This window comes from Enterobacter cloacae complex sp. P12RS (assembly GCF_014895875.1).
Classification (GTDB): Bacteria; Pseudomonadota; Gammaproteobacteria; order Enterobacterales; family Enterobacteriaceae; genus Enterobacter; species Enterobacter bugandensis.
Window position 1 is genome coordinate 42,057 of record NZ_JADBQO010000024.1, and the last position, 25,736, is coordinate 67,792.

At 57.7% G+C, this 25,736-nt stretch carries 26 protein-coding genes; 10 read left to right on the forward strand and 16 right to left on the reverse strand.

What is annotated here, in order from left to right:
* Positions 1-34: 34 nt before the first annotated feature.
* The 6 genes from IM284_RS14860 to cpxP all read right to left on the reverse strand — a co-directional run bounded on the left by IM284_RS14860 (position 35) and on the right by cpxP (position 6,078).
* Positions 35-1,339, reverse strand: a complete 1,305-nt coding sequence (locus tag IM284_RS14860) for an SLC13 family permease (protein ID WP_028014849.1) — start codon at positions 1,337-1,339, stop codon at positions 35-37.
* A gap of 73 nt (positions 1,340-1,412) precedes the next feature.
* Positions 1,413-2,156, reverse strand: a complete 744-nt coding sequence (locus IM284_RS14865) for a CDP-diacylglycerol diphosphatase (RefSeq protein ID WP_028014850.1) — start codon at positions 2,154-2,156, stop codon at positions 1,413-1,415.
* Between the two features lie 107 nt (positions 2,157-2,263).
* Positions 2,264-3,253, reverse strand: a complete 990-nt coding sequence (locus tag IM284_RS14870) for a sulfate ABC transporter substrate-binding protein (RefSeq protein WP_047366797.1) — start codon at positions 3,251-3,253, stop codon at positions 2,264-2,266.
* 134 nt (positions 3,254-3,387) lie between these two features.
* Positions 3,388-4,350 carry a 6-phosphofructokinase gene (pfkA, locus tag IM284_RS14875; protein ID WP_028014852.1) on the reverse strand — a complete coding sequence of 321 codons (963 nt, stop codon included), beginning with the start codon at positions 4,348-4,350 and terminating at the stop codon, positions 3,388-3,390.
* A gap of 174 nt (positions 4,351-4,524) precedes the next feature.
* Positions 4,525-5,418: a CDF family cation-efflux transporter FieF gene (gene fieF, locus IM284_RS14880; RefSeq protein ID WP_028014853.1), complete on the reverse strand. Its 894-nt coding sequence runs from the start codon at positions 5,416-5,418 to the stop codon at positions 4,525-4,527.
* A 153-nt stretch (positions 5,419-5,571) separates the two neighbouring features.
* Positions 5,572-6,078, reverse strand: coding sequence for a cell-envelope stress modulator CpxP (gene cpxP, locus IM284_RS14885; RefSeq protein ID WP_028014854.1), 507 nt, complete (start codon positions 6,076-6,078; stop codon positions 5,572-5,574).
* 150 nt (positions 6,079-6,228) lie between these two features.
* Between cpxP and cpxR the strand changes: the two genes are divergently transcribed.
* Positions 6,229-6,927, forward strand: coding sequence for an envelope stress response regulator transcription factor CpxR (cpxR, locus tag IM284_RS14890; RefSeq protein WP_006179159.1), 699 nt, complete (start codon positions 6,229-6,231; stop codon positions 6,925-6,927).
* Positions 6,924-8,297, forward strand: coding sequence for an envelope stress sensor histidine kinase CpxA (cpxA, locus tag IM284_RS14895; RefSeq protein ID WP_003862003.1), 1,374 nt, complete (start codon positions 6,924-6,926; stop codon positions 8,295-8,297). The genes cpxR and cpxA overlap by 4 nt, the downstream gene beginning before the upstream one ends.
* 52 nt (positions 8,298-8,349) lie before the next feature.
* On the opposite strand, the gene yiiM is transcribed toward cpxA, so the two are convergent.
* Both yiiM and sodA read right to left on the reverse strand, forming a co-directional pair.
* Complete coding sequence (gene yiiM, locus IM284_RS14900; protein WP_047366795.1) at positions 8,350-9,024, reverse strand: 6-hydroxyaminopurine reductase; 675 nt, start codon at positions 9,022-9,024, stop codon at positions 8,350-8,352.
* Between the two features lie 71 nt (positions 9,025-9,095).
* On the reverse strand, positions 9,096-9,716 hold the full coding sequence (gene sodA / locus IM284_RS14905) for a superoxide dismutase [Mn] (RefSeq protein ID WP_003861999.1): 621 nt from the start codon (positions 9,714-9,716) through the stop codon (positions 9,096-9,098).
* 288 nt (positions 9,717-10,004) lie between these two features.
* On the opposite strand from sodA, the gene rhaT reads away from it, so the two are divergent.
* On the forward strand, positions 10,005-11,039 hold the full coding sequence (gene rhaT, locus IM284_RS14910; RefSeq protein ID WP_041911787.1) for an L-rhamnose/proton symporter RhaT: 1,035 nt from the start codon (positions 10,005-10,007) through the stop codon (positions 11,037-11,039).
* Here the strand turns inward: rhaT and rhaR are convergent, their stop codons facing one another.
* On the reverse strand, positions 11,040-11,888 hold the full coding sequence (rhaR, locus tag IM284_RS14915; protein WP_028014857.1) for an HTH-type transcriptional activator RhaR: 849 nt from the start codon (positions 11,886-11,888) through the stop codon (positions 11,040-11,042). It abuts the gene before it with no gap.
* A 73-nt stretch (positions 11,889-11,961) separates the two neighbouring features.
* Positions 11,962-12,798 carry an HTH-type transcriptional activator RhaS gene (gene rhaS / locus IM284_RS14920; protein WP_041911785.1) on the reverse strand — a complete coding sequence of 279 codons (837 nt, stop codon included), beginning with the start codon at positions 12,796-12,798 and terminating at the stop codon, positions 11,962-11,964.
* Between the two features lie 301 nt (positions 12,799-13,099).
* Here rhaS and rhaB point away from each other — a divergent pair, with 301 nt between their 5' ends.
* From rhaB to rhaM, 5 genes are all read left to right on the forward strand, one after another.
* Complete coding sequence (gene rhaB / locus IM284_RS14925) at positions 13,100-14,569, forward strand: rhamnulokinase (protein WP_047366794.1); 1,470 nt, start codon at positions 13,100-13,102, stop codon at positions 14,567-14,569.
* Positions 14,566-15,825 (forward strand): L-rhamnose isomerase, encoded by a 1,260-nt coding sequence (gene rhaA / locus IM284_RS14930; protein WP_047366793.1) that lies wholly within the window; start codon positions 14,566-14,568, stop codon positions 15,823-15,825. Before rhaB ends, rhaA begins: the two co-directional genes overlap by 4 nt.
* Before the next feature lie 96 nt (positions 15,826-15,921).
* Positions 15,922-16,752, forward strand: a complete 831-nt coding sequence (rhaD, locus tag IM284_RS14935) for a rhamnulose-1-phosphate aldolase (protein WP_047366792.1) — start codon at positions 15,922-15,924, stop codon at positions 16,750-16,752.
* 30 nt (positions 16,753-16,782) lie between these two features.
* Complete coding sequence (gene fucO / locus IM284_RS14940) at positions 16,783-17,931, forward strand: lactaldehyde reductase (protein ID WP_047366791.1); 1,149 nt, start codon at positions 16,783-16,785, stop codon at positions 17,929-17,931.
* Positions 17,928-18,242, forward strand: a complete 315-nt coding sequence (gene rhaM / locus IM284_RS14945) for an L-rhamnose mutarotase (protein WP_047366790.1) — start codon at positions 17,928-17,930, stop codon at positions 18,240-18,242. The genes fucO and rhaM overlap by 4 nt, the downstream gene beginning before the upstream one ends.
* Here rhaM and IM284_RS14950 read toward each other — a convergent pair.
* From IM284_RS14950 to IM284_RS14965, 4 genes are all read right to left on the reverse strand, one after another.
* On the reverse strand, positions 18,230-19,507 hold the full coding sequence (locus IM284_RS14950) for an MFS transporter (protein ID WP_047366789.1): 1,278 nt from the start codon (positions 19,505-19,507) through the stop codon (positions 18,230-18,232). The genes rhaM and IM284_RS14950 overlap by 13 nt on opposite strands.
* A 44-nt stretch (positions 19,508-19,551) precedes the next feature.
* A complete protein-coding gene (locus tag IM284_RS14955; RefSeq protein ID WP_047366788.1) occupies positions 19,552-21,675 on the reverse strand; it encodes an alpha-galactosidase in 2,124 nt (707 codons plus the stop codon).
* Positions 21,676-21,779: 104 nt separating this feature from the next.
* A complete protein-coding gene (locus IM284_RS14960; protein ID WP_193055837.1) occupies positions 21,780-22,775 on the reverse strand; it encodes a LacI family DNA-binding transcriptional regulator in 996 nt (331 codons plus the stop codon).
* A 17-nt stretch (positions 22,776-22,792) separates the two neighbouring features.
* A complete protein-coding gene (locus tag IM284_RS14965) occupies positions 22,793-23,341 on the reverse strand; it encodes a helix-turn-helix domain-containing protein (protein WP_003861973.1) in 549 nt (182 codons plus the stop codon).
* 103 nt (positions 23,342-23,444) lie between these two features.
* Between IM284_RS14965 and IM284_RS14970 the strand changes: the two genes are divergently transcribed.
* Together IM284_RS14970 and IM284_RS14975 are read left to right on the forward strand one after the other, a co-directional pair.
* Complete coding sequence (locus tag IM284_RS14970) at positions 23,445-24,104, forward strand: AzlC family ABC transporter permease (protein ID WP_028014867.1); 660 nt, start codon at positions 23,445-23,447, stop codon at positions 24,102-24,104.
* Positions 24,104-24,427, forward strand: a complete 324-nt coding sequence (locus IM284_RS14975; RefSeq protein ID WP_028014868.1) for an AzlD domain-containing protein — start codon at positions 24,104-24,106, stop codon at positions 24,425-24,427. Before IM284_RS14970 ends, IM284_RS14975 begins: the two co-directional genes overlap by 1 nt.
* A gap of 40 nt (positions 24,428-24,467) precedes the next feature.
* Here IM284_RS14975 and IM284_RS14980 read toward each other — a convergent pair whose 3' ends face one another.
* Positions 24,468-24,680, reverse strand: coding sequence for a DUF1471 domain-containing protein (locus IM284_RS14980; RefSeq protein ID WP_014885733.1), 213 nt, complete (start codon positions 24,678-24,680; stop codon positions 24,468-24,470).
* Positions 24,681-24,794: 114 nt separating this feature from the next.
* A complete protein-coding gene (gene fdhD, locus IM284_RS14985) occupies positions 24,795-25,631 on the reverse strand; it encodes a formate dehydrogenase accessory sulfurtransferase FdhD (protein WP_047366787.1) in 837 nt (278 codons plus the stop codon).
* Positions 25,632-25,736 lie beyond the last annotated feature (105 nt).

Here is a 25,736-nt window from a genome sequence, read left to right on the forward strand (position 1 = left end):
CTTTGTGGCGGGTGGCGCTTGCGCTTACCCGCCGCTACAAACGCCCTAACACGCTAAACCACAGATAATCCAGCGGCAGCAGCACCAGATACGTCGCAATCGCCAGCGCCAGGCAGAGCACCATCCCCGCCCTTGCAGGCACCTTTCCTAGCCCCATCGCCACCACAATCGGCGACGCCTGATACGGCAGTAGCGGCGTGGAATAGCCCAGTACCTGAATCATGATTACCGACAGCAGCGGGAAACCGGTCGCGTCCGAGAAGCTCTGCGCCAGCGTGGTGTAAAGCGCCGGAACGCCGTTGGCAGTCATAATGAAATTGAGTGCTGTAGTAATTCCGGTTAGCGCCAGGAAGCTGGTGAATGGTTTGTCCGCATCCAGCGGCATTATGCGCAGCAGCGCCTCGCCTACGGCCGCTCCGATACCCGTTTGCGTCACGACGATCGCCAGCCCGAGAATACCCGCAACGTAAATGCAGGTGCGCATATTTACCCCCGCCGAGAACTCCTCGCCGGTGATAAAACCAATGCGCGGCAGCATAACGATAATCGAGGCCGCCAGCCCCGTCCACGCCGGCCCCACGCCGTGCCAGCTCTCCGTCACCCACATCATCAGCACCACCACCAGCAGCCAGGCGAGTCGTTTTTCGTCACGCCCCATCGGTTCAGACAGCGTGAAATCCTTCGCCGGTTTCGGGCTGCCGGGGAACAGCCAGCAGATGAGGCCAATCAGAATCAGGCCTTTGAGAATACCGAGCACCGGCGTGTGCAGCAGCAGATACGGGACATAGTTCAGGTGAATGCCGTACGAGCCTTCCGCCGCGCCGCTCATGACCAGGTTAGGCACGTTGGCGGGCAGAATGGTGGCCGAGAGCTGGAAGGTACCGAAGCCGACTGCCAGCGCAAGGCCGAACCAGGCGCGGGATCCGTCGGCGATACCGGCGCGTTTCGCCATCGCCGCGACAATGGGCATCAGCAGCGCAATACGCCCCATGTTTGACGGCATAACAAACGCCAGCGCGTAGCTGAGCAATACCACGCTCGCCACCATCAGCATCCAGGAGTCAGTGAGCTTTGCCGACAGCGCCCGGGCGGCCCTGTCCGCCAGGCCGGTTTTACGGATCGCCACGCCGAGCACAAAGCCGCTGAAGACCAGCCAGAAAGCCGACGAGGCAAAACCGCCAAAAATCACCTCCGGCGGGGCGATTCTGGCGGTCATCGCCGCCGTGAAAAACAGCAGCGCGGTGATAAATTCCGGCAACAGCGACGTCGCCCACAGCACGATGGTGACGCCGACGATCAGCGAGGGCAGCAGCAGAGGATGCGTTAACCAGAGCGACATACCTGTCTCCTGTAGATTTTTTCAGCAAGTCTACGGTGACAGGCAGCCTGAGTAAACGCGATTTATGGTGGGGTTACTTCAGGATAGCGCATTGATGATCCTGCAATTCCTCTGCCGACGCGCGGTTAAGCATGAGCAGGTTACGCTCGGTCGCCAGCAAAACAAACGAACCATCCGACTGCTGCGCCATCGCCAGCGCGAAGCGTCCCATATGGTCGCGCGCTTCCGGCAGCTCTTCCGCCAGCATCATAAACGGACTGCGCTGGACCAGTTCATTCTCCGTCACCCGGCGTGCGAGGTACTCATGGCCTTCCAGCCCACCCGGGAACGGTAGCCACTGGGTGCTGATGTCTCCCTGCGCCGCGTTGAGCTTCTCGCGCACGTCCGGGCGCAGGCAGGAGATATGGATATGGAAATGGTTTTGCGTGCGTCCGGTCGGTGAGTTAATCGTCAGCGAAATAGCGCTGTCCGGCACTTCAGAGCCACGCTTCAGGGTCATAAAGCTGCGCGACTGCCACGCCAGCCAGAAGAAGTTTGGCGTATGAGGCTCGGTCAGGAGCGGGCTTTCGGTGCCGTTGATGCGATACGTTGGCATCAGCAGATACTGCAGCGGCCCGTTGCGGTCCTTAAATACCACATAGCCCGCATCAGGCTTCACCTGCGCGCAGGGTGCCGGGTTACGGTGCTGCAGCTGATTAGGCAGACACTGGTCGAGGACGATATGGCGCAACGCATTCGGATTACCCGCTTTTATCCAGTACACGCCGCCTGCGGCAAGGGCGATGACAATCAGGATCAGTAAGATAATTTTTTTCACAACGCGTTCCCTGTTTTCAATAGAGGCAAAAGAGTAACGCAAAATGATGACCAAATAAAAAACCCGGTGGATTTCTCACACCGGGTCGCCGTGTCGTTTGCTAACCGTTAACGCTGGCTAATCTGGTCGAAGGTGCCGCCATTAGAGAAGTGCTCTTTCTGCGCTTTCGTCCAGCCGCCGAACACATCATCAATGGTGAAGAGCTTCAGTTTCGGGAATTCGCTGTCGTATTTCCTCGCGACAGCCGCATCACGTGGACGATAGAAGTTCTTCGCCGCGATTTCCTGGCCTTCCGGCGAGTAGAGATATTTCAGGTAGGCTTCCGCCACCGCTTTGGTGCCTTTCTTATCAACGACCTTATCGACCACGGAAACGGTCGGCTCGGCGAGGATGGATTCGCTCGGAGTCACGATCTCAAACTTGTCTTTACCCAGTTCGTGGGTCGCCAGCAGGGCTTCGTTTTCCCAGGCAATAAGCACGTCGCCAATTCCGCGCTCGACGAAGGTGTTAGTGGCACCGCGCGCGCCGGAGTCCAGCACTTCAACGTTTTTGTACAGGGATTTGACGAACTCCTGTGCTTTAGCCTGGTCACCGTTGTTGTGGTGCAGCGCGTAGCCCCAGGCCGCCAGGTAGTTCCAGCGTGCCCCGCCGGAGCTTTTCGGGTTCGGGGTAATCACAGAAACGCCCGGTTTGATCAGGTCGTTCCAGTCCTTAATCTGTTTTGGGTTGCCTTTACGCACCAGGAAGACGATGGTCGAGGTGTATGGCGCGGAGTTGTCCGGCAGGCGTTTGATCCAGTTTTTGTCGATACGGCCACGCTCGGCGATAGCGTCGACATCATAGGCCAGCGCCAGGGTAACTACGTCGGCTTCAATACCGTTAATCACAGATGTCGCCTGCTTACCAGAGCCACCGTGCGACTGGCGAACCACCACGTTATCGCCGGTTTCCTGCTTCCAGTGCGCCGCGAAGGCTTTGTTGTATTGATCGTACAGCTCACGCGTCGGGTCGTACGACACGTTGAGAAGTTGAATGTCCTTTGCCAGCACGCTGGTCGATGCCAGCAATAATGTTAACCCCACGCCCCATTTATTCATCGCCCAGCTCTCTTGTGTAGTGTTTTGATGAATGCAGCGTGCCAGAAAGCGAATCGATGATTAAAGAATAAAAAAAGATTGGCTATAACGTGGAGGAATAAAAGCCCTCTTCAGAAAGAAGAGGGCTTGAAGGATCAGTACAGTTTTTTCGCGCAGTCCAGCCAGTCACCTTTGAACGGACGCTTCATGTTTTCAATCGCGTCGATGATGTCATGATGCACCAGCTGTTCGTTCTGAATACCGACGCAGCGGCCACCGTGGCCCTGCAGCAGCAGCTCGATAGCGTACGCGCCCATACGGGACGCCAGAATACGGTCGTACGGGCCAGGGGAACCGCCGCGCTGGATGTGGCCCAGAACGGTCGCGCGGGTTTCGCGTTTGGTTTCGGTTTCGATGTACTTCGCCAGCTCGTCAACGTCACAGATGTGCTCGGTGATAGCCACAATCGCGTGTTTCTTACCTTTCGCGATACCGGCTTTGATTTCAGCAACCAGATCTTCGCGGCTGAATTCCACTTCAGGAACCACCACAAACTCACAACCACCGGCGATAGCCGCTGCCAGGGTCAGGTCACCGCAGTAACGGCCCATCACTTCAACGATAGAGATACGCTGGTGAGAAGAAGAGGTGTCACGCAGGCGGTCAATGGCTTCCACAACGGTGCCCAGCGCGGTGAAGTAACCGATGGTGTAGTCAGTGCCTTTGATGTCGTTGTCGATGGTGCCCGGCAGGCCGATGCACGGGAAGCCCATTTCGGTCAGACGTTTTGCACCCATGTACGAGCCGTCACCGCCGATAACGACCAGCGCGTCCAGACCACGCTTTTTCATGTTCTCGATAGCCACTTCACGGATGTGTTCGTCACGGAATTCCGGGAAGCGCGCAGACCCAAGGAAGGTACCGCCACGGTTGATCATGTCAGACACACTGTAGCGGTCGAGCTGAACCATACGGTCTTCATACAGACCCAGGTAACCATCATAGATACCAAAAACTTCCAGACCTTCCGTCAGCGCTGCACGGACAACCCCACGAATTGCCGCGTTCATGCCCGGCGCATCACCGCCGCTTGTCAACACACCGATTTTCTTAATCATGACTACCTCTGAACTTAGGAATGCAAAATTGAAATCTGTTGCCGGAAGAAACTTATCGACCAACGAATACTGCAAATAGTATATCAATCCCTTCTGGCTGAATTGATTCAGGTCAGACCAAATGGCGGTAATTTATACACAAAATGCTGGCCTGGCTCACTTTTTTACAACGAATTACGAAAGCCCAACATGTCCGGGTACAACCGAGCAGGGATCCTGGTGAATGATGACGTCTGAACCAGGAAAACGCTGCAAAATCGCCTGCTCGACCTGCTCAGCAATAACGTGAGCCTGTACCAGTGGCAGGTTGTCTTCCATTTCAATATGAATCTGAATAAAGCGGGTCGGCCCTGACTGCCGCGTTCGAAGATCGTGTGCACCGCTGACGCCGGGCCAGGAGGTCACGATAGAAAAAATTTCGTTACGTTCTGAGTCCGGAAGAGCGCGATCGAGCAGTGATTGTACCGCGTCATACCCCATCCGCAGGGCGCTATATAAAATATAGATACCAATCCCTAACGCAAACAACGCATCGGCTCGATGCCAGCCATACCAGGCCAGACCGAGCGCAATAAGAATAGCCCCATTCATCATAACATCAGATTGATAATGAAGCATATCCGCCCGTACGGCCTGACTTTGCGTTTTGCGAACGACCCAGCGCTGGAACGTTACCAGAACAAGTGTGCTTATAAGTGCAATGACCGTGACGACCACGCCGACACCGGGATTGTTCATCGGTGAAGGTGAAACCAAATGCTGAATACCGGTCAAAAACAGGAATAGTGCAGAGCCAGAAATGAACATACTTTGCGCCAGCGCCGCGAGCGATTCCGCCTTGCCGTGCCCAAACGTGTGCTCTTCATCCGCCGGCTGCAGCGAGTAACGTACCACCAGGAGGTTGGTCAGCGAGGCGGCGATATCGACCAGTGAATCCACCAGCGCCGCCAGAATACTGACCGAGCCGGTATACCACCAGGCAAAAATTTTGATCAGCAGCAGGCCAGAGGCCATGACGGTCGCCGCAATGGCGGCCCGGCTTACCAGCCTTCCATAGGATTGATTCATAAACGCTCCTGTCATGTCATGCCGCTAGTATAACGGAAGCATGGGGAGGCAAAGGATGAATAAACGGTTAACAAATCAGAATGCGGGGCAAAAAAAACCCCCACATCATGTGGGGGAAGACAGGGATGGTGTCTATGGCAAGGAAAACAGGGTTTACTGGTTACTACGGGTACTGCTATTGCTACTGAAAAACGTCGCTTCTGAGCTTCGCTGCATCCGTGCAACCTCACGCAGCTGGTCCATACGCTGCTGATGTTTGGCATTCAAAACCGCTTGCTGCTCGGGCGTTAGCAGGTGGAACATCTGGTTGCGGACCTTCGCCATTTCTACCTGGCGGGCAACCTGTTCCTGTGCCATTTTTTCGGCCTGAGCGCGAACAGCGCTTTCGTCAAAATTTTCTGCGGTGACAAGGCGATGCATTGTCTCCATTTCGCTAACATTAACAGGGGGCTGGTCGTGTCGTGCCCTCTGCATCAGATCTCGCATCTGTTGACGCTGATGTTCGGTTAAACTTATGCCGTCAAACATATGGCTTTGGCTGCTGTGCTGCGTTGCGCCCTCTTGCGAGGAACCGTTATCGCCGATGATAGCTACAGCAGCCTGGCTAAACGCACTGAACGCCAGCGTTGAGGCCATGACGGCAGCGGTAACTTTGCGCATCACTTGCTCCCAAAATCTTTCGTGTCGCGATTCAACGAGAGACAGTCTACGATTCAGGCTGCAAACATGCGTCAGGGGGTGTAAAACAACGTAAAGTCATGGATTAGATAGCCTTGATGTCGTAATTTCTGCCTCGGAGGTATTTAAACAATGAATAAAATCCTGTTAGTTGACGATGACCGAGAGCTCACATCCCTTTTAAAGGAGTTGCTCGACATGGAAGGTTTCAACGTCCTGGTTGCCCATGATGGCGAGCAGGCGCTGAGTCTCCTTGACGACAGCATCGATCTACTTTTGCTCGACGTAATGATGCCAAAGAAAAACGGTATTGATACGCTGAAAGAGCTTCGCCAGACACACCAGACCCCCGTTATCATGCTGACCGCCCGCGGCAGCGAGCTTGACCGCGTTCTCGGCCTTGAGCTGGGTGCGGATGACTATTTACCGAAGCCGTTCAACGACCGTGAACTGGTGGCCCGTATTCGCGCGATCCTGCGCCGTTCCCACTGGAGCGAGCAGCAGCAGAATACCGACAACAGCTCGCCAACGCTGGAAGTGGACTCCCTGAGCCTGAACCCGGGACGTCAGGAAGCAAGCTTCGACGGCCAGACGCTGGAGCTTACTGGCACCGAGTTCACCCTGCTGTATCTACTGGCGCAACATCTTGGCCAGGTGGTATCGCGTGAACATTTAAGCCAGGAAGTGCTGGGCAAACGCCTCACGCCGTTTGACCGCGCCATCGACATGCACATCTCTAACCTGCGCCGCAAGCTGCCGGAGCGTAAAGACGGTCACCCATGGTTTAAAACCCTGCGTGGTCGCGGTTATCTGATGGTTTCTGCTTCATGATAGGTAGCTTAACCGCCCGCATCTTCGCCATCTTCTGGCTGACGCTGGCACTGGTTTTAATGCTCGTTTTGATGTTGCCAAAACTCGACTCACGCCAGATGACGGAGCTGCTCGACAGCGAGCAACGTCAGGGCGTGATGATCGAGCAGCACGTGGAAGCGGAGCTGGCAAACGATCCGCCGAACGATTTAATGTGGTGGCGCAGGCTGTTTCGCGCTATCGACAAGTGGGCGCCGCCAGGACAACGTCTTTTGCTGGTTACCAGCGAAGGCCGCGTGATTGGCGCCGATCGCAATGAAATGCAGATCATCCGCAACTTTATTGGCCAGGCGGATAACGCCGATCACCCACAGAAAAAGAAATATGGTCGGGTAGAGATGGTCGGCCCTTTCTCGGTACGGGATGGGGAAGATAACTACCAGCTCTACCTGATTCGCCCTGCGAGCAGTTCCCAGTCCGACTTCATCAACCTGCTGTTTGACCGTCCGCTTCTGCTGCTGATCGTCACGATGCTGGTCAGTTCCCCGCTGCTGTTATGGCTGGCGTGGAGCCTGGCGAAACCGGCGCGTAAGCTGAAAAACGCGGCGGACGAAGTGGCACAAGGCAATCTCAGACAGCATCCGGAGCTGGAATCCGGGCCGCAGGAGTTCCTGGCCGCCGGCACCAGTTTTAACCAGATGGTCAGCGCGCTTGATCGGATGATGACGGCCCAGCAACGCCTGCTGTCGGACATCTCACACGAGCTGCGTACGCCGCTCACGCGCTTACAGCTGGGCACCGCCCTGCTGCGTCGCCGCAGCGGGGAAAGCAAAGAGCTGGAGCGTATTGAAACGGAAGCGCACCGTCTGGACAGCATGATTAACGATCTGCTGGTGATGTCGCGCAACCAGCAGAAAAACGCGCTGGTGAGCGAAACGGTGAAAGCCAATCACCTGTGGCACGAGGTGCTGGACAACGCGGCGTTCGAAGCGGAGCAGATGGGTAAATCGTTCACCGTCAACTTCCCGCCGGGCCCGTGGCCGCTGTACGGTAACCCCAACGCGCTGGAAAGCGCGCTGGAGAATATCGTGCGTAACGCCCTGCGCTACTCGCACACGAAGATTGAAGTGGCGTTTTCGGTGGATAAAGACGGGATCACCGTCATTGTTGATGACGACGGTCCTGGCGTCAGCCCGGAAGATCGCGAGCAGATTTTCCGTCCGTTCTACCGCACCGACGAAGCGCGCGACCGCGAGTCTGGCGGCACGGGGCTGGGGCTGGCGATTGTAGAAACCGCCATGCAGCAGCACCGCGGCTGGGTGAAAGCCGACGACAGCCCGCTGGGCGGGCTGCGGTTAACGCTGTGGCTACCGCTGTATAAGCGTTCGTAACGGTATGTGCCGGGTGGCGGCTTCGCCTTACCCGGCCTACTTTCTACGGAACCTATTTCCCCCACAATCTCCGCGAACTACTCTCGATCTTCCCGCTTATACGCCGCTTCTGCATCGTTCTCGTCCAACTGGTAGACAACCCCGCCGCCGACAGCAGGCGATGATACTGTTCATCGTCAAAAGGCATATGCCAGGCAATCGCGCAGGCGTCGTACACCGACACCTCACTCAGGCGCGACGCGAGCTCAAGCGGGGCATCCGCAGATACTTGTCCTGCAAGCACCACGCGGTACAGCCAGCCGGTTTTACCCGCGTTTTGCAGCTGGGCCGACATATCCTGAATACCGAAATGGTAGTTGAGCTTAAAGCACGGCGAGCGCGGCTGGGTGACCTGAATCAGGGCATCGCCCCAGCGGTAAATATCGCCAATAAAGACGTTCTTTTCCGTCAGCCCTTCCGTTGAGAGATTTTCGCCAAACGCGGGCGCGACGAAGAGGTCCGCCTGCTCAGGAAATTCGGTTTTCCAGTGCTGATAGTGCTCGCGCGGATAGTGGCACAGCGCGCGATCGGGCCCGCCGTGGATTTTCTTTTCGGCCTGCTGGTCGCCCACAAGCCCGAACTCGGTCAGCGACAGCTCACCGTCAACCTGCACTTTGGCGATGGCGCTCGGGCGGCTGCCGTCGTACTCCCTTACCTTGCCTGTAAACACGTTCACCGGGTAATGCATCGCTGCCTCCATTACGCAGATACAAAAAAAGCGAGTCATCAGACTCGCTTCTCACAGGCGTCAATGCAACCTTATTTTTTAGCGGCGAAACGCGCTGCTGCTTCGTCCCAGTTCACGACATCCCAGAACGCTTTGATGTAGTCAGGGCGACGGTTCTGGAACTTCAGGTAGTAAGCGTGTTCCCACACGTCCAGACCCAGGATTGGGAAACCGGATGCGCCAGAGATCGCTTCACCCATCAGCGGGGAGTCCTGGTTAGCAGTAGAAACCACTGCCAGCTTGTCACCTTTCAGAACCAGCCACGCCCAGCCAGAGCCGAAGCGGGTTGCAGCGGCTTTTTCGAATTCCGCTTTGAAGTTGTCTACGGAACCGAAGTCACGCTCGATAGCCGCTTTCAGGTCGCCCTGCAGGGTGGTACCGGTTTTCAGGCCTTTCCAGAACAGGCTGTGGTTAGCGTGACCGCCCGCGTTGTTACGCAGTACGGTTTTTTTGTCTGCTGGCAGCTGGTCCAGCTTGGTGATCAACTCTTCAACAGGCAGATTAGCGAACTCTGGCAGGCTTTCCAGCGCTGCATTCGCGTTGTTCACGTAGGTCTGGTGGTGTTTAGTGTGATGGATTTCCATCGTCTGCTTGTCGAAATGCGGTTCCAGTGCGTCGTAGGCATACGGCAGGGATGGCAGTGTATAACTCATAATCCTCTCCATTATTGTCGGGCGGCACAGCTGTTAATGCCGCGTAAGCAGTTGGTTCATTATAGTTAATTAAATGATATTGAAAATGATTATCAATGCCGTAGTTTTTATAAGGTTATTCGGTTTTTGAGAAATAAAAGAATTGTGAGTCTGCTCACGCGCTTAACGTGCTGATTGCCATTCAAAACAAAAGTGCGGCAACCTTCTGAAGGTTCCTGAACAGCCTAATTTTTACACTCATCAAGTCGGGGGGAAGCCTCCGGCTATAAAAACGATGAGGACGTAAAAATGAATCATGCGATTACGATGGGTATCTTCTGGCATTTAATAGGCGCAGCCAGTGCAGCCTGTTTCTATGCCCCGTTCAAAAAGGTGAAAGGCTGGTCGTGGGAAACCATGTGGTCCGTTGGCGGTACCGTGTCCTGGCTAATTTTGCCGTGGACAATCAGCGCCATGCTGCTGCCCGATTTCTGGGGCTACTTCTCCTCCTTCAACGCCTCCACCCTGCTGCCGGTATTCCTGTTCGGCGCGATGTGGGGCATCGGCAACATCAACTACGGCCTGACCATGCGCTACCTCGGGATGTCGATGGGTATCGGCATCGCGATTGGCATTACGCTGATAGTGGGCACGCTGATGACGCCAATCCTTAACGGCCATTTCGACGTGCTGATCAACACCCAGGGCGGCCGGATGACGCTGCTGGGCGTGCTGGTGGCGGTGATCGGCGTGGGGATCGTCACCCGCGCAGGCCAGCTAAAAGAACGCAAGATGGGCATCAGGGCCGAAGAGTTCAACCTGAAGAAAGGGCTACTGCTGGCGGTGATGTGCGGGGTCTTCTCGGCGGGCATGTCGTTCGCCATGAACGCCGCCAAACCGATGCACGACGCCGCTGCGGCGCTGGGCGTTGACCCGCTGTATGTTGCCCTGCCAAGCTATGTGGTGATCATGGGCGGCGGCGCGCTGGTAAACCTCGGTTTCTGCTTCATTCGTCTGGCAAAAGTGAAGAACCTGTCGGTAAAAGACGATTTCTCGCTGGCAAAACCGCTTATCTTCACCAACGTTCTGCTCTCCGCGCTCGGCGGCCTGATGTGGTATCTGCAGTTCTTCTTTTACGCCTGGGGCCACGCCAGCATTCCGCCGCAGTACGACTACATAAGCTGGATGCTGCACATGAGCTTCTACGTGCTGTGCGGTGGGCTGGTTGGGCTGGTGCTGAAGGAGTGGAACAACGCCGGACGTCGTCCGGTTGGCGTACTGAGCCTGGGCTGCGTGGTGATTATCATTGCGGCCAATATCGTCGGCCTCGGCATGGCGAACTGATTACGCTGCTTTTCGACTGCGATGACGCCACTGAACCGGCGTCATCCCCACCTCACGGTTAAACACCACCGAAAAGTAGTTACTGTCCTCAAAGCCGCAGCGCATCGCCACTTCACTGACCATCAGCTCCGTATGCTGTAACAGATACTGGGCGTGGCAGATGCGCAGCTGGCGCAGATAATGGTTTATCGTCATTCCCGTCTGGGTGCGGAACTGCTGGCGCAGCGCGCGCTCGCTGCACTGCTCCTGCTCGCAGAATTTTTCCAGCACAAAGCTTTTATTCAGGCTGCCCGCAAGCCGGGCAATCAGCTTATCCAGCAGCGCTTCCTGCGTGGTGGCGGAGGGATTATCCGTGGCGTAACGATGACGCTTCAGGGTCATCACCAGCTGGGCAAAAAGCAGCTCCGACATCTGGTTTGCCACCGGGTCGCTCTTCTGGCTCTCCTGCTCCAGCTGGGAAATCGTCTGGCGCACCTGAGCCATGCCGCTGCTGCTTAAGCGCCAGTGCGGTTCGCCTCCGGCATTCAGAATGCCCGGAATGTTGCTCGCCCAGTCGACATTCAGTTTAAGCCTGTCAGGGCAGTAGATGACGTTCTGCAACACCAGATCGTTAACCGAGGCGTAGGCGTGTTTGTCTTCGGCGCGAATGTAAAACAGATCCCCGCGCGTGATGCGGTAGGGCCGGTCGTTGAGGACGTGCAGGCCGTTGCCGCGCCACACCAGCACCAGCTCGCAGAACTCATGGGTGTGCTCGGCAAAGACATTTTGCGGGTAACGGTCGGCCACCGCGACGGCCTGACTCGCGGAGGCAAAAAAATCATCTTTGCGAAGAATCAACTGAGCGGCCACACCACAACCTCTACGGCGAATAACCGGGCATTATTAGCTTTTTTGCGGCCTGAAAACGGTGACTGCCCTCGCGTTACTGAAGCAACGCGTCTTTCCCCTGACGAATATCGCGCGGCGACCAGCTAAATTCCCGGCGAAATAGCGTCGAAAAGTGGTTACTGTCGCCGAAACCGCAGCGATAAGCAATTTCCGTAACGCTTTCGTCGGTATGCCGTAAAAGGTGACGCGCTTTGATCAGGCGCAGACGGTTAAGGTAACGCTGCGGCGTGAGCCCGGTATGCTGCTTGAGCTGACGATGCAGCGTGCGCAACGAGAGCGAAAAGTCGTCCGCCAGCGTTTCCCAGCAGACATCTTCAGCGAAATGATCTTCCAGCCAGGCCATAAGCTGGTTCAGCCGTGCGTCATTATTTTCCATCCCTTCCACCAGGCTGCTGCGGCGCAGCAGCACCAGCAGCTGCATAAACAGCAGCTCGCGGGTGGCAATCGCGTGCGTCTCCTGCCCGTCCTCGCTCTGCTCCATCTGGCTCACCAGCTGACGCACCTGCTGTAACGTGGATTGATTCACCCGCCAGTGCGACGGGTAGTGGCCGTCCTTCTCCTGCGGCAACAGCTGATTCAACCCGGAGAGAAACTGGAACGCGTCCGGGGAACGATAGAGCACGTTGGTCAGACACAGGTTGTCGGTATGTTCATACAGGTGTCTGTCGTGGTCGCGCACGAAGCACACCGTACCGCCGCTGATGGTATACGGCTGACCGTTGAATACGTGGATGCCCGTTCCGTGCTCAACAATCACAATCTCATGAAAATCATGATGATGCTCCGGGAACGCAGCCTGAGGAAGCCGTGGCTCAATCGCGACGGGAGAAGCCCCCGAAGGAAAAAAATCGACGCTGTGCAGTACGGTCATAACGGCCCCCACCAATGAGAAAAGTTCTCAAAATAGTAATTAAGGCCTTCCACACTCACCTTAAATTTTTGACAGTAAACCGCGCAAAAGCTGCCGATTTTTCAAGAAACAGGCGGAAAGATCGGGAAATGCGGTCACCGTCACACTGCCAGCAAACCCCGCCATTACTGGAAACTGTGAACTCCCTCACGTTCACCTTTGCTTTCTTGCCAGCGCGAGATTTGGGCTGTCAGTGGCGAGAAGGTGGCTATTTCTTCCCTTTCTTACACTCATCGCTAATGACTTAAGAAAGGACCCGACCATGACTTTTCGCCATTGTGTGGCTGTCGATTTAGGCGCATCCAGCGGCCGTGTAATGCTCGCCACCTGGGACTGTGACCAGCACACCCTTACGCTTCGCGAAATGCACCGTTTCGCCAATTGTCTGCAAAAACAGGACAGTTTTGTGACCTGGGATATCGATGCGCTGGAAGCGGAGATCCGCACCGGACTTCACAACGTCTGCGAAGACGGTATCCGCATCGACAGTATCGGCATTGATACCTGGGGCGTGGATTACGTGCTGCTGGACAGTCACGGCGAACGCGTTGGCCTGCCCGTCTCCTACCGCGACAGCCGCACCGATGGGCTGATGGCGCACGCCATCGCGCAGCTTGGCAAAGAGAATATCTATGGTCGCAGCGGCATTCAGTTTCTGCCGTTTAACACGCTGTACCAGCTGCGCGCGCTGGTGGAGCAACAGCCAGAGCTGGTTGAAAAGGTGGCGCATGCGCTGCTGATCCCGGACTACTTAAGCTATCGTCTGACCGGCAACATGAACTGGGAATACACCAACGCCACCACCACGCAGCTGGTCAATATCAACACCGATAACTGGGATGAACACCTGCTGGCATGGACGGGCGCCTCGCCGTCCTGGTTCGGCGCGCCAACCCATCCAGGCAATGTCATCGGCCAGTGGATTTGCCCGCAGGGGAATGAAATTCCCGTTGTCGCCGTCGCCAGTCACGACACCGCAAGCGCGGTCATTGCCTCGCCGCTCGCCAGCAAAGACGCGGCCTATCTCTCCTCCGGCACCTGGTCGCTGATGGGTTTTGAGAGCAAAACGCCTAACACCAGCGACGCCGCGCTGGCCGCCAATATCACCAACGAAGGCGGTGCCGAAGGACGCTACCGCGTGCTGAAGAACATCATGGGCCTGTGGCTGCTCCAGCGGGTGCTGAAAGAGCAGAACGTCACCGACCTGCCCGCGCTTATCGCGGAAACCGAAAAGCTGAAGGCCTGCACCTTCCTGATTAACCCGAACGACGACCGCTTTATTAACCCGGTGCACATGAGCGCCGAAATCCAGGCCGCCTGTTTTGACGCGGGGCAGCCGGTACCTTCCCGCCCCGCCGAGCTGGCGCGCTGTATTTTTGACAGCCTCGCCCTGCTCTATGCCGACATCCTGAGCGAGCTGGCGAGCCTTCGCGGTAAACCGTTCAGCCAGCTACACATCGTGGGCGGCGGCTGCCAGAACCAGCTGCTGAATCAGCTCTGCGCCGATGCCTGCGGCATTACCGTGGTGGCAGGCCCCGTAGAGGCTTCCACGCTCGGCAACATTGGCATTCAGTTGATGACGCTGGACGAACTATCAAACGTCGACGATTTCCGTTCGGTGGTGACGGCGAATAACAGCCTGACCACCTTCACCCCCAATCCCTGCCATGACATTGCCCGCTACCGGGCGCAGTTTCAGCAAAAACGACTGACTAAGGAGCTTTGCGCATGACCACTCAACTTGAACAAGCCTGGGACCTGGCTAAACAGCGTTTCGCCGCCGTCGGCGTGGATGTCGAAGAGGCGCTGCGCCAGCTCGACCGTCTGCCCGTCTCCATGCACTGCTGGCAGGGTGATGACGTCGCCGGTTTCGAGAATCCGGGCGGTTCCCTGACGGGTGGCATTCAGGCAACGGGTAACTACCCGGGCAAAGCGCGTAACGCCACCGAACTGCGTGCGGATCTGGAGCTGGCGCTGAGCCTGATCCCGGGGCCAAAACGCCTTAACCTGCACGCGATTTATCTCGAATCCGACGCGCCGGTCGCGCGTAACGAAATCAAACCGGAACACTTTAAGAATTGGGTGGAGTGGGCAAAGGCCAACCGGCTGGGACTGGATTTTAACCCGTCCTGCTTCTCGCACCCGCTGAGCGCGGACGGGTTTACCCTTGCACACGCCAACGACGAAATCCGGCAGTTCTGGATCGACCACGTGAAGGCCAGCCGCCGCGTCTCGGCGTATTTCGGCGAACAGCTTGGCACGCCGTCGGTGATGAATATCTGGATCCCGGATGGCATGAAGGACATCACCGTTGACCGTCTGGCGCCACGCCAGCGCCTGCTGGCCGCGCTGGATGAAGCCATCAGCGAGAAGCTGGACCCGTCGCACCATATCGACGCGGTGGAGAGCAAGCTGTTCGGCATTGGCGCAGAAAGCTACACCGTGGGCTCGAACGAGTTCTACATGGGCTACGCCACCAGCCGCCAGACCGCGCTGTGCCTGGATGCTGGCCACTTCCACCCTACGGAAGTCATCTCCGACAAAATTTCCGCCGCCATGCTCTACGTGCCGCGCCTGCTACTGCACGTCAGCCGTCCGGTGCGCTGGGACAGCGACCACGTGGTCCTGCTGGACGACGAAACCCAGGCGATTGCCAGCGAAATCATCCGCCACGATCTGTTTGACCGCGTGCACATCGGGCTCGACTTCTTTGACGCCTCCATCAACCGCATCGCGGCGTGGGTTATCGGCACCCGCAACATGAAGAAAGCGCTGCTGCGCGCTCTGCTGGAGCCGACTGCTGCGCTGAAACAGCTTGAAGAAAACGGCGACTACACCGCGCGTCTGGCGCTGCTGGAGGAGCAAAAATCCCTGCCGTGGCAGGCGGTGTGGGAGATGTACTGCCAGCGTCACGACGCCCCGGCGGGCAGCCAGTGGCTGGACAACGTGCGGGCGTATGAGAAAGACGTGCTCGCCGCTCGTCAGTAAAAAATATCGCCCGGCAGCGCATTGCATGCCGGGCCTACAGGTAAAAGCAGGCCGGGTAAGCGTAACGCCACCCGGCATTTTCAAAGGAAACACTGTATGCAGACCATCACCACCTCCTGGTTCGTCCAGGGCATGATCAAAGCCACCTCCGACGCCTGGCTGAAGGGCTGGGACGAGCGCAACGGCGGCAACCTCACGCTGCGCCTGGACGATGGGGACATCGAGCCCTACGCCGCCGATTTTCACCAGAAGCCGCGCTATATTGCCCTGAGCCAGCCGATGCCGCTGCTCGCCAACACGCCGTTTATCGTTACCGGTTCCGGCAAGTTCTTCCGTAACGTTCAGCTGGACCCGGAAGCCAATCTCGGCGTCGTGAGGGTAGACAGCGACGGCGCGGGATACCACATTCTGTGGGGGCTAACGGACGACGCGGTGCCGACCTCTGAGCTGCCGGCGCACTTCCTCTCCCACTGCGAGCGCATCAAGGCGACCAACGGCAAAGACCACGTGATCATGCACTGCCACGCCACTAACCTGATCGCCCTGACCTACGTGCTGGAAAATAATTCTGATTTCTTTACCCGCAAGCTGTGGGAAGGCAGTACCGAATGCCTGGTGGTCTTCCCGGACGGTGTCGGTATTCTGCCGTGGATGGTGCCGGGTACCGATGAAATCGGTCAGGCGACCGCGACGGATATGCAAAAGCACGCCCTGGTGCTGTGGCCGTTCCACGGCGTCTTCGGCAGCGGTCCGACTCTGGATGAAACCTTTGGCCTGATCGACACCGCCGAGAAATCCGCAGAAGTGCTGGTGAAGGTCTACTCCATGGGCGGCATGAAGCAGACCATCACCCGGGAAGAGCTGATCGCCCTGGGCAAACGTTTTGGCGTTACCCCGATGCAGTCGGCCCTGGATTTATACGCGTAACGCCACAGGCGATAGTTAAGGAGAATTATCATGAGCTTTATGTTGGCACTTCCCAAAATTAGCCTGCATGGCGCGGGTGCAATCGGCGATATGGTCAACCTGGTGGCGACCAGGCTGTGGGGAAAAGCGCTTATTGTCACCGACGGCCAGCTGGTGAAACAGGGCCTGCTCGACAGCCTGTTTACCGCGCTGGACGCCCATCAAATGTCATATCACCTGTTCGATGAGGTGTTTCCGAACCCGACGGAAGCGCTGGTGCAAAAAGGATTTGCGGCTTACCGGGACGCGGAGTGTGATTACATCATCGCCTTTGGCGGCGGCAGCCCGATTGATACCGCCAAGGCGATTAAAATCCTCACCGCTAATCCAGGCCCGTCTACCGATTACTCCGGCGTCGGCAAGGTGAAAAACGCGGGCGTGCCGCTGGTGGCCATCAACACTACCGCGGGCACCGCAGCAGAGATGACCAGCAACGCGGTGATCATCGATTCCGCGCGTCAGGTGAAAGAGGTGATTATCGACCCGAACATCATCCCGGATATTGCCGTGGACGATGCCAGCGTGATGCTTGATATTCCGGCCTCCGTGACCGCCGCAACCGGTATGGATGCGTTAACCCACGCCATTGAAGCCTACGTGTCCGTTGGCGCACACCCGCTGACCGATGCCAACGCGCTGGAGGCGATTCGCCTGATTAACCTCTGGCTGCCGAAAGCGGTCGACGACGGTCATAACCTGGAAGCGCGCGAGCAGATGGCGTTTGGTCAGTACCTGGCAGGTATGGCGTTTAACAGCGCCGGGCTGGGGCTGGTACATGCTCTGGCGCACCAACCGGGCGCAACGCACAACCTGCCGCATGGCGTGTGCAACGCCATCCTGCTGCCGATCATCGAAAACTTTAACCGCCCGAACGCGGTCGCGCGTTTTGCCCGCGTGGCGCAGGCAATGGGCGTCGATACCCGCGGGATGAGCGATGAAGCCGCAAGCATGTCCGCCATTCAGGCGATTCGCGACCTGAGCGCCCGCGTCGGCATTCCGTCCGGCTTCAGCCAGCTCGGCGTCACCAAAGCCGATATCGAAGGCTGGCTGGATAAAGCCCTCGCCGATCCGTGTGCGCCGTGTAACCCACGCACCGCCAGCCGCGACGAGGTCCGCGAGCTGTACCTGGAGGCATTATGATCCGCAAAGCGTTTGTGATGCAGATAAACCCGGACGCGCACGAGGAGTACGCGCGTCGCCACAATCCGATCTGGCCCGAGCTTGCAGCGGTGCTGAAAGCCCACGGCGCACACCACTACGCCATTTACCTCGATAAAGCACGCAACCTGCTGTTTGCGACGGTGGAGATTGAGTCGGAGGAGCGCTGGAACGCGGTGGCGAATACCGACGTGTGCCAGCGCTGGTGGAAATATATGGCTGACGTCATGCCGTCGAACCCGGATAACAGCCCGGTGAGCGCCGGGCTGAAAGAGGTGTTTTACCTGGAGTGATGCGTTAACGCTGCCGCCCCTGTGGTGGCAGCAATCTCCCGCCTGCTGCTCAGCGTAAACGCCGACACCGCCGTAATCGCCAGCACGAAACAGCCCAGCATCAGGTACGTCTCCTGGAAGCCGATCCGGTCATACATATTTCCGGCAAAGGCGGAGAGGAAAATCGCTGCCGACTGTTTGGCAAACTGAAAACCAATCAGATAGATTGTGGCCGACAGGCGCGTATCAAACACTCCGGTAATGTATTTGAATGCCCCCACCAGCAGGAACGGGACCTCCAGCGCGTGCAGCATCTTGAGGGCGATGACCTCCACGGCGGTGGTGGCAAACGACGAGCCGATAATGCGCGTCGCCATAATCACCCCGGCAATCAGCAACGTGTTCTTCGCGCCGATGCGGTTAATGATCCACGGCGAGCAGAACATGATGATGGCGTTACAAATCTCCCCCGCCGTGGTGGCAAAACCAAAGGCGCGGGTCCCTTCCTGCGGCGTGGCGAAGAAGGTTTTAAAGAAGGTGGCAAACTGCTGGTCGAAAACGTCATACACGCAGGCCACGCCAATCACGTACAGGATGAACATCCACATTCTGCGCTGGCGGAACAGGTTGAACACGGTTTTAGCGGTGATTTGCGGCTGGTTCGCGCCCAGGGCGTTCATCACCTGCGCCGTCTGGTTGGGCTTCGGTTTCGCGACCACCAGCAACAGCATCAGCAAAAGCGCCGCCGCCGATCCCATCCAGAAAACATACGACGGGTCGATGCCGAACAGGATGCCGCCCGTTGAGGCGCACAGCCCCCAGCCGAGGCAGCCAAACATGCGCGCCTTGCCGTACTCAAAGAAGCTGTTGCGGCTCACGCGTTCAATGTAGGCCTCAATGGCCCCGGATCCGGCTGAAAAAACAAAGCCGATATACAGCCCGCCGCTCAGCGCGCCCAGCCAGATATTGGCTTTCAGCAACGGCGCGAAGACGTACAGGAAGAACGGTGCGAACAGAAACAGCAGCACCGAGATTATCCACAGCAGGTGTTTTTTCAGCCCCAGCTTGTCCGAAATGACGCCCAGCACCGGCTGGAACGCGATGGCAGACAGCGAGATGCAGGAGAAGACAATCCCGGTATGGGTTTTGTTCAGACCGATGATGTCCGACAGCCAAATCGGCAGGAACGGAAAGCAAGTGGCCATGATGAAGAAGTAGAGAAAGAAGAACAGCCCGAAGATCCAGAAATTGGGGTTGTCTTTGTGGGTACAGGTTGTTGTGTTCATTATTTTTATCCTCAACGGAGGGCCGGTTGCCCGGCCCGTCACCTTTACACGCGTTCTACGCCAATCAGAATGGCGGTTTCCGGATCCAGAATCGGCAGCGCAATACCCGCCCGCATCAGCCATTCGCCGCTTGCCGTTTGCGGGGCTTCCATCCACGCCGGCAGCTTGCGCATGGTGTGCCCGCCCTCGCCCGTGATCTGAATGTTCGGGTGATCCAGCAGCGTGATGCGGTACTGCGCGCTGGCGTCTAGCCCCGGCATGCGCAGCGGCATCATCAGGGTGTAATCCGGCATCGCGAGCTGGCTGACCATAAACAGCCCCTGCGTTTTGTCTTCGCTCACTATACCCTGCGCCAGCGTGGTGGCATCCGGCATGTCCACGCGCCACTGGGTACCGTGATGAATCACCTCACGCCACCGCTTATACAGCGCGGCATAATGGCGATAGCCCTCACGCTCCTGCGCATCGACGGTGAGCGGATCCAACTCCAGCCCCATGTGCCCAAACAGCGCCGTCAGCCCACGGAAAGCGATGCTGTGCTGGCGGAAGGTAGCGTGACATTTGTGATGACCGATATGCGCCCCCATCACCTCCGGCGGGAAGAAATAGCTCATGCCGCGCTGGATCGTGTTGCGCTCCAGCGCGTCGTTGTTGTCGGAAGCCCAGAAACGATGGCTGCGGGTCAGCACTTCATAATCGATTCGCCCGCCTCCGGAGGAGCAGGATTCAAATTCAATGTGCGGAAAACGCTCGCCCAGCACGTCCAGCAGGCGGTAAAACTGGCGGGTCTGCGCGTCGGCGGCAGCTTTACCGTTGTGCCCGGGCTGCACCAGCTCGCGGTTCATGTCCCATTTCACGTAGTCAACCGCATGCTCGCCCAGCAGCCAGCTCATGCGCTCCACGAGATAATTAAAGGCCTGCGGGATGTTGAGATTGAGCACCAGCTGGTGTCGTCCGGTCGTCTGGGGATAGCCCGGCAGCGCCAGCACCCAGTCAGGATGCGCGCGATACAGATCGGAATCCGGGTTAATCATCTCCGGCTCGATCCAGATGCCAAACTCCATGCCGAGCCGTTTAACGTGACTGATTACCGGCGTCAGGCCGTTCGGGTATTTTTTCTCATCCAGGTACCAGTCGCCCAGCGCGGCATGGTCGTCGTTGCGGCCTTTGAACCAGCCGTCGTCAATGATAAAGCGCTCCACGCCCAGCGCGGCGGCCTCGTCGGCCATGCGCATGATGTACTCCGGATCGTGGCTGAAGTAGATCCCCTCCCAGGTATTGAGGTGTACCGGGCGCGGTTTGTTTTCCGGGAAGCGGATGATGCTGTCGCGCAGGTAGCGGTGGAACTGCTGGCTCATGCCGTTCAGCCCGTGCGGGGAGTAGCTGGCATACAGGCGCGGCGTCCAGAGCGTTTCGCCCTCTTCAATCGCCATTTCACCCGGCAGGTAAAGCGCTTCTGCCTGTATATAACGGCGACCATCGGTTTTCGCTTCGGCGCGCAGGCGGTGGTTGCCGCTCCAGCCCAGATGCACGCCCCAGACGTCGCCCTGCATTTCGCTGAACGATGGCGTACCGGCGATCAGCGCCGGGAAATGTTCGTGGGACGTTTTACCCCGACGGTTTTCAATGATAAAGCTGTCGTGTTCAAGCGTGACGCGGTGCGGCTGAAATTCTCTGATCCAGCGTCCGTGAAAGGCCATTACCTCCTGCGCGCGCTCGGCCACCGGCAGCGTGACGGCGAATCGGTCCACCTGCCACGCCAGCGCTTTCAGGTTGGTTAACCCATGGCGCACCACCAGCACGCCGCTGGCCTCCAGCGTCAGCTCGCTGGTCAGACGCAGTCCCGCGCATTCATCTTCGGCGGTTATCGTCAGGGTGTTTACGTCCTGCTGCACCTGCGTGGTTTTAAACACCGGGGAACCGTCCAGCCCCTGGCGATGCCCCTCAATACCGGGCGAGCCAAACAGCCCGTGCCCCAGCTCGGCCATCAGCGTTACCGGGGAGTCCACATCCAGCCTGCCGTTTGCCACTGGCCGCGCCAGCGTAGCGACATTCTGCGGCGAAAAGTGCTGAAGGTGCGGCCCCCAGTAGAGAATTTCGGCGAACGGTTGGGTTTTTATCACCATGTCAACCGTGGTGCTTTCGAGTCGTAAAATGGCATCTTGCATCAGACATCTCCTGTCGTCGGGATGTCTTGAGTGTTGATCCGAAACGTTTCGGATACAAACCAAAACGTTTCGGATCTGTGATCGGGTTTGGAAATTTACGCGGTTTAGGCCGTCTGGCCCGGGAAGAATTCGGGCTGCCAGAGCACCTGGAGCCGTTCGACGTCGTCGCCGTTAATCAGCTGGCGCACCATATCGGCAATCTGTTTCCCGACGCCCTGACGAGTGGACTGGATCACTGCCGCCACGTCAGCATCAACGATGCTGTCCTGTGGAAGTCCGTCATAAACCACCAGCGCAACGGCGTTCTCGCCTGTCAGGCGGCCCAGTTCCGCCAGCGCCATCGCCGCGCCGTCGCCGTGGGTGTTGCAGTCGGTAATGATGGCCGTGGGGGGCTGCGGCAGGGAGAGAAGTTCTTTCGTGGTGGCATACCCCACGCGGCGCGAAGGGGGCATAGCGCGCAGCCATTCGCTGGAGAGCCCGGCTTCCCGCAGCGCGTCCAGGTAGCCCTGTCGCCGCTGGGTGATGAATGCCTGATTATTGCTTTCGCCCAGCAGGGCGATGCGCTGATGGCCTTTCTCAATCAGCCAGCGGGTGGCCTGGTACGTGCCAGCATAGTTGTCGAAGTCGAACCACGCGTACGGCTGCGATAGCTGACTGCGGCCAAGCGCCAGAAAAGGGAATCCGACGGCCTGCAGCTGTTCAAGTCGCGGATCGTGATCCAGCGTGTGGGCCACAATCAGCGCATCCACGCGGCGGCTTTGCACCATGCGCATATAGCTGTGCTTATCCGCCAGATCATCGTCGGCGATGAGCAGCAGGTCGATCTCATGTCGCGCCAGTTCGTGGCTAATTTCGCCGACCATGTCCATAAAAACGCTGTTATTGAGCGGAACAGGATGCACGGGAAAAACGAGGCCGACGGCATCAATTTTGCCCATCTTCAGGCGGCGCGCAAACGTATTAGGTCGGTAACCACGGCGCTGGGCCTCCGCCTCCACGCGGGCGCGCGTCTCAGCAGAAACATCGTCATACCCGTTGAGGGCGCGGCTGACGGTAGTGACGGACAGCCCCAGTTCTTTAGCAATGGCTTTGAGCGACATGATTTTCCGTATCTTCGTTAATTTTGTTCCGCCACCAGAAGGGCGTGGGTGTCTGGCTCCAGCGCCTTAAAGATATGCGGCTGATCGGCAGGGTAGCAAATGTAATCGCCCGGGCCGAGTTCTTCCGCCGCGTCGATCAGGCCGACCATCGCCCGCCCCTGGGTCACGATAATATGCTCAACCGACCCCGGCGGATGCGGCTGGGAAATACGGTCTGCGCCCGGCTGCGTCAGCAGCAGATAGATATCACGACGCGCGCCCGGCGGACACGCCGCCAGCAAAATCGCCTCGTAGTTTGCCTGCCCGGCAACCACCTTGGTGCCCTCACCGCGGCGGATCACCTGCGTGACGGGCTGCTGCGGCTCCAGTAACCGGGCAAATGGAATATCCAGCGCCACGCAAAGCGACCAGAGCGTTTCCAGGCTAGGATTGCCGTTGCCAGACTCCAGCTGAGAAAGCGTAGATTTGGCGATCCCGGCACGGCGGGCAATTTCCGCCAGTGACAGCCCGGTTCGCAGGCGTTCCCGCACCAGGCTTTTGGCGATCACGCTGATTGGCTGCGTCATAAAAACGGCCTCTTTCTCTCTATAACGAACGATTCGTTCATCTTGTAAAACGATTTTGATGCGTTCATTATAATGGAAATACGTTCGATATGGCTAAAATGATATGAAGAATCCCCTCTCTTGCCTGAAAGGCGACACGATAAAAGCGATAATTTTGGTCTGCCTCGCGGTAGGCGTGGTCGGCATGTCTTACGGCTCCCTGGCGATGGCCTACGGTTTTCCGCTGTGGGTGCCGTTTGTGCTGTCCCTCACGGTGCTGGCGGGCGCATCCGAGTTTATGTTTATCGGCATTGTGGCAAGCGGAGGTAACCCGCTGGCGGCAGCGGCCGCCGGTTTGCTGGTCAACGCGCGCCATGTGCCGTTTGGCGTGACGGTGCGTGAACTGGTGGGCAAACGAGGTTTGAGCTATCTCGGCTGTCACATCATGAACGATGAAAGCGTGGTCTTTGGCCTGTCGCAAAAAACGCCCGAGCAGCGTAAAGCGGCCTACTGGCTGTGCGGTTTAGGTGTGGCGATTATCTGGCCGGTGGGGGCGCTGTTGGGTGCCATGGTCGGTAAACTGCTGCCGGACCCGGAGACCATCGGGCTGGACGCGGTGTTTCCGGCGATCCTGCTGGCGTTAGTGGTACCCGCGTTTAAAAACCGTACCACGCTTATCCGCGCCTGCAGCGGTGCCGCGCTATCACTGGCTGCCGTGCCGTTTGCCCCGGTGGGTTTACCGGTTCTGCTCTCGTTACTCGGTCTCGCTGCGAGGAAAAAATAATGGGAAACATGACGTTTTTTATTCTCGGCATCGCCATTCTTTCTGCCGGAACCTACCTGATGCGTCTCGGCGGGGCAAAGCTGGGCAACCGGCTGGCGCTTTCTGAACGATCGCAGGCGCTGCTTTCCGATGCGGCTACCGTTTTGCTGTTCTCCGTCGCGCTGGCGACCACGTTTTATGAAGGGGAACATTTTGCGGGCATGGCGCGCGTGCTGGGTGTGGGGTTCGCGGTGTTTCTGGCATGGCGAAAAATGCCGTTAATTGTGGTGATCGTCGCGGCGGCGGTGGTGACGGCGCTGCTGCGTCTGGCGGGTATAAACTAAAAAAGCGCCCCAGGGGCGCTCTTTCGACGGTATAGAGAAATTATTTGTTCAGTTCAGCGGTCATGTGTACGCGGTTACCGGTGAATGCCTGGGTAATTTTGTAGGATGACGCGCCCGCTTCCTGAGCCTGAGCCGCGATTTTCGCTTCTGCACCATCAATGGTAGAGGCGGTTGCGGTCACTGTCTGTGCAGCGAAAGAACCGAAAGAAGCAGCCAGAGCGATTACAGCGACAAAAGTTTTGATGCTTTTCATGATATAAACCCTTTCATTAAGTTGTTTAGGTAAGGCACCGTGCCTTGATGAGATAAATACTAGCCCTCATCCTGAACAACTAAAAGCGGAAGGATTTGCTATTATCATTCAAAATTACTGATCAACCATTAACCGCTGCGGATGGGTATAAATCGTCGCCCTGCCCGGCTTGCAGAACCCCACCAGCGTCAGGTTGCAGCGCTCCGCCACCTCCACCGCCAGCGTGGTTGCCGCCGACACCGCAAACAGAATCTCCACGCCACACATCGCGGACTTCTGCACCATCTCATAGCTGGCGCGACTGGAAACAAGCGCCGCGCCCTGCTGCCAGAGATCGCTTTCCCCCGCACGACGGCCTAATAGCTTGTCGAGCGCGACGTGGCGGCCCACGTCCTCATGCCCTCCAGCAATATCTCCTGACGGCAATACCCACGCCGCCGCGTGCGTGCAGCCGCTCAGTTGGCCGATGGGCTGAACATCGTTGAGATTTTCCAGCGCACGGTCGAGATGCGCCAGATTAAAGGTCTGGGTAAACGGCAGTGGCGCAACGGGCTTGCCAATATCATTAAGCTGCTCAACACCACAGACACCGCACCCGGTACGCCCGGCCAGCGCGCGGCGGCGCTCTTTCAGCCCCATAAAGCGGCGGCTGGAGAGTTCGATTTGCACTTCAAGACCGTTACACGCCTGAACCACGTCCATGCCGTAGATCTCCTGCGGGTGCGCAATGATGCCTTCCGAAAGGGAAAAACCGATGGCGAACAGTTCGAGATCTTTGGGTGAGGCCATCATCACCACGTGCGAAATACCGTTGTAAACGAGGGCAACGGGCACTTCTTCAGCCAGAAAATCGGGGGTGGCATGGGTAATGTGGGGCGGTCTGCGTACCGACATTTCCACAATGCCCGCAGGCAGTGGCGATGAGCGGGTAGCACGGTTTTGTTTAGACACAGCGGTATTCCTGAACAACCACGGAAGTAAGCCTGCTATTGCAGCATAAACCGCAGGCCTTACGCATAGTATGGATCAACTTTTCGACACTCATTGTCCTACTCA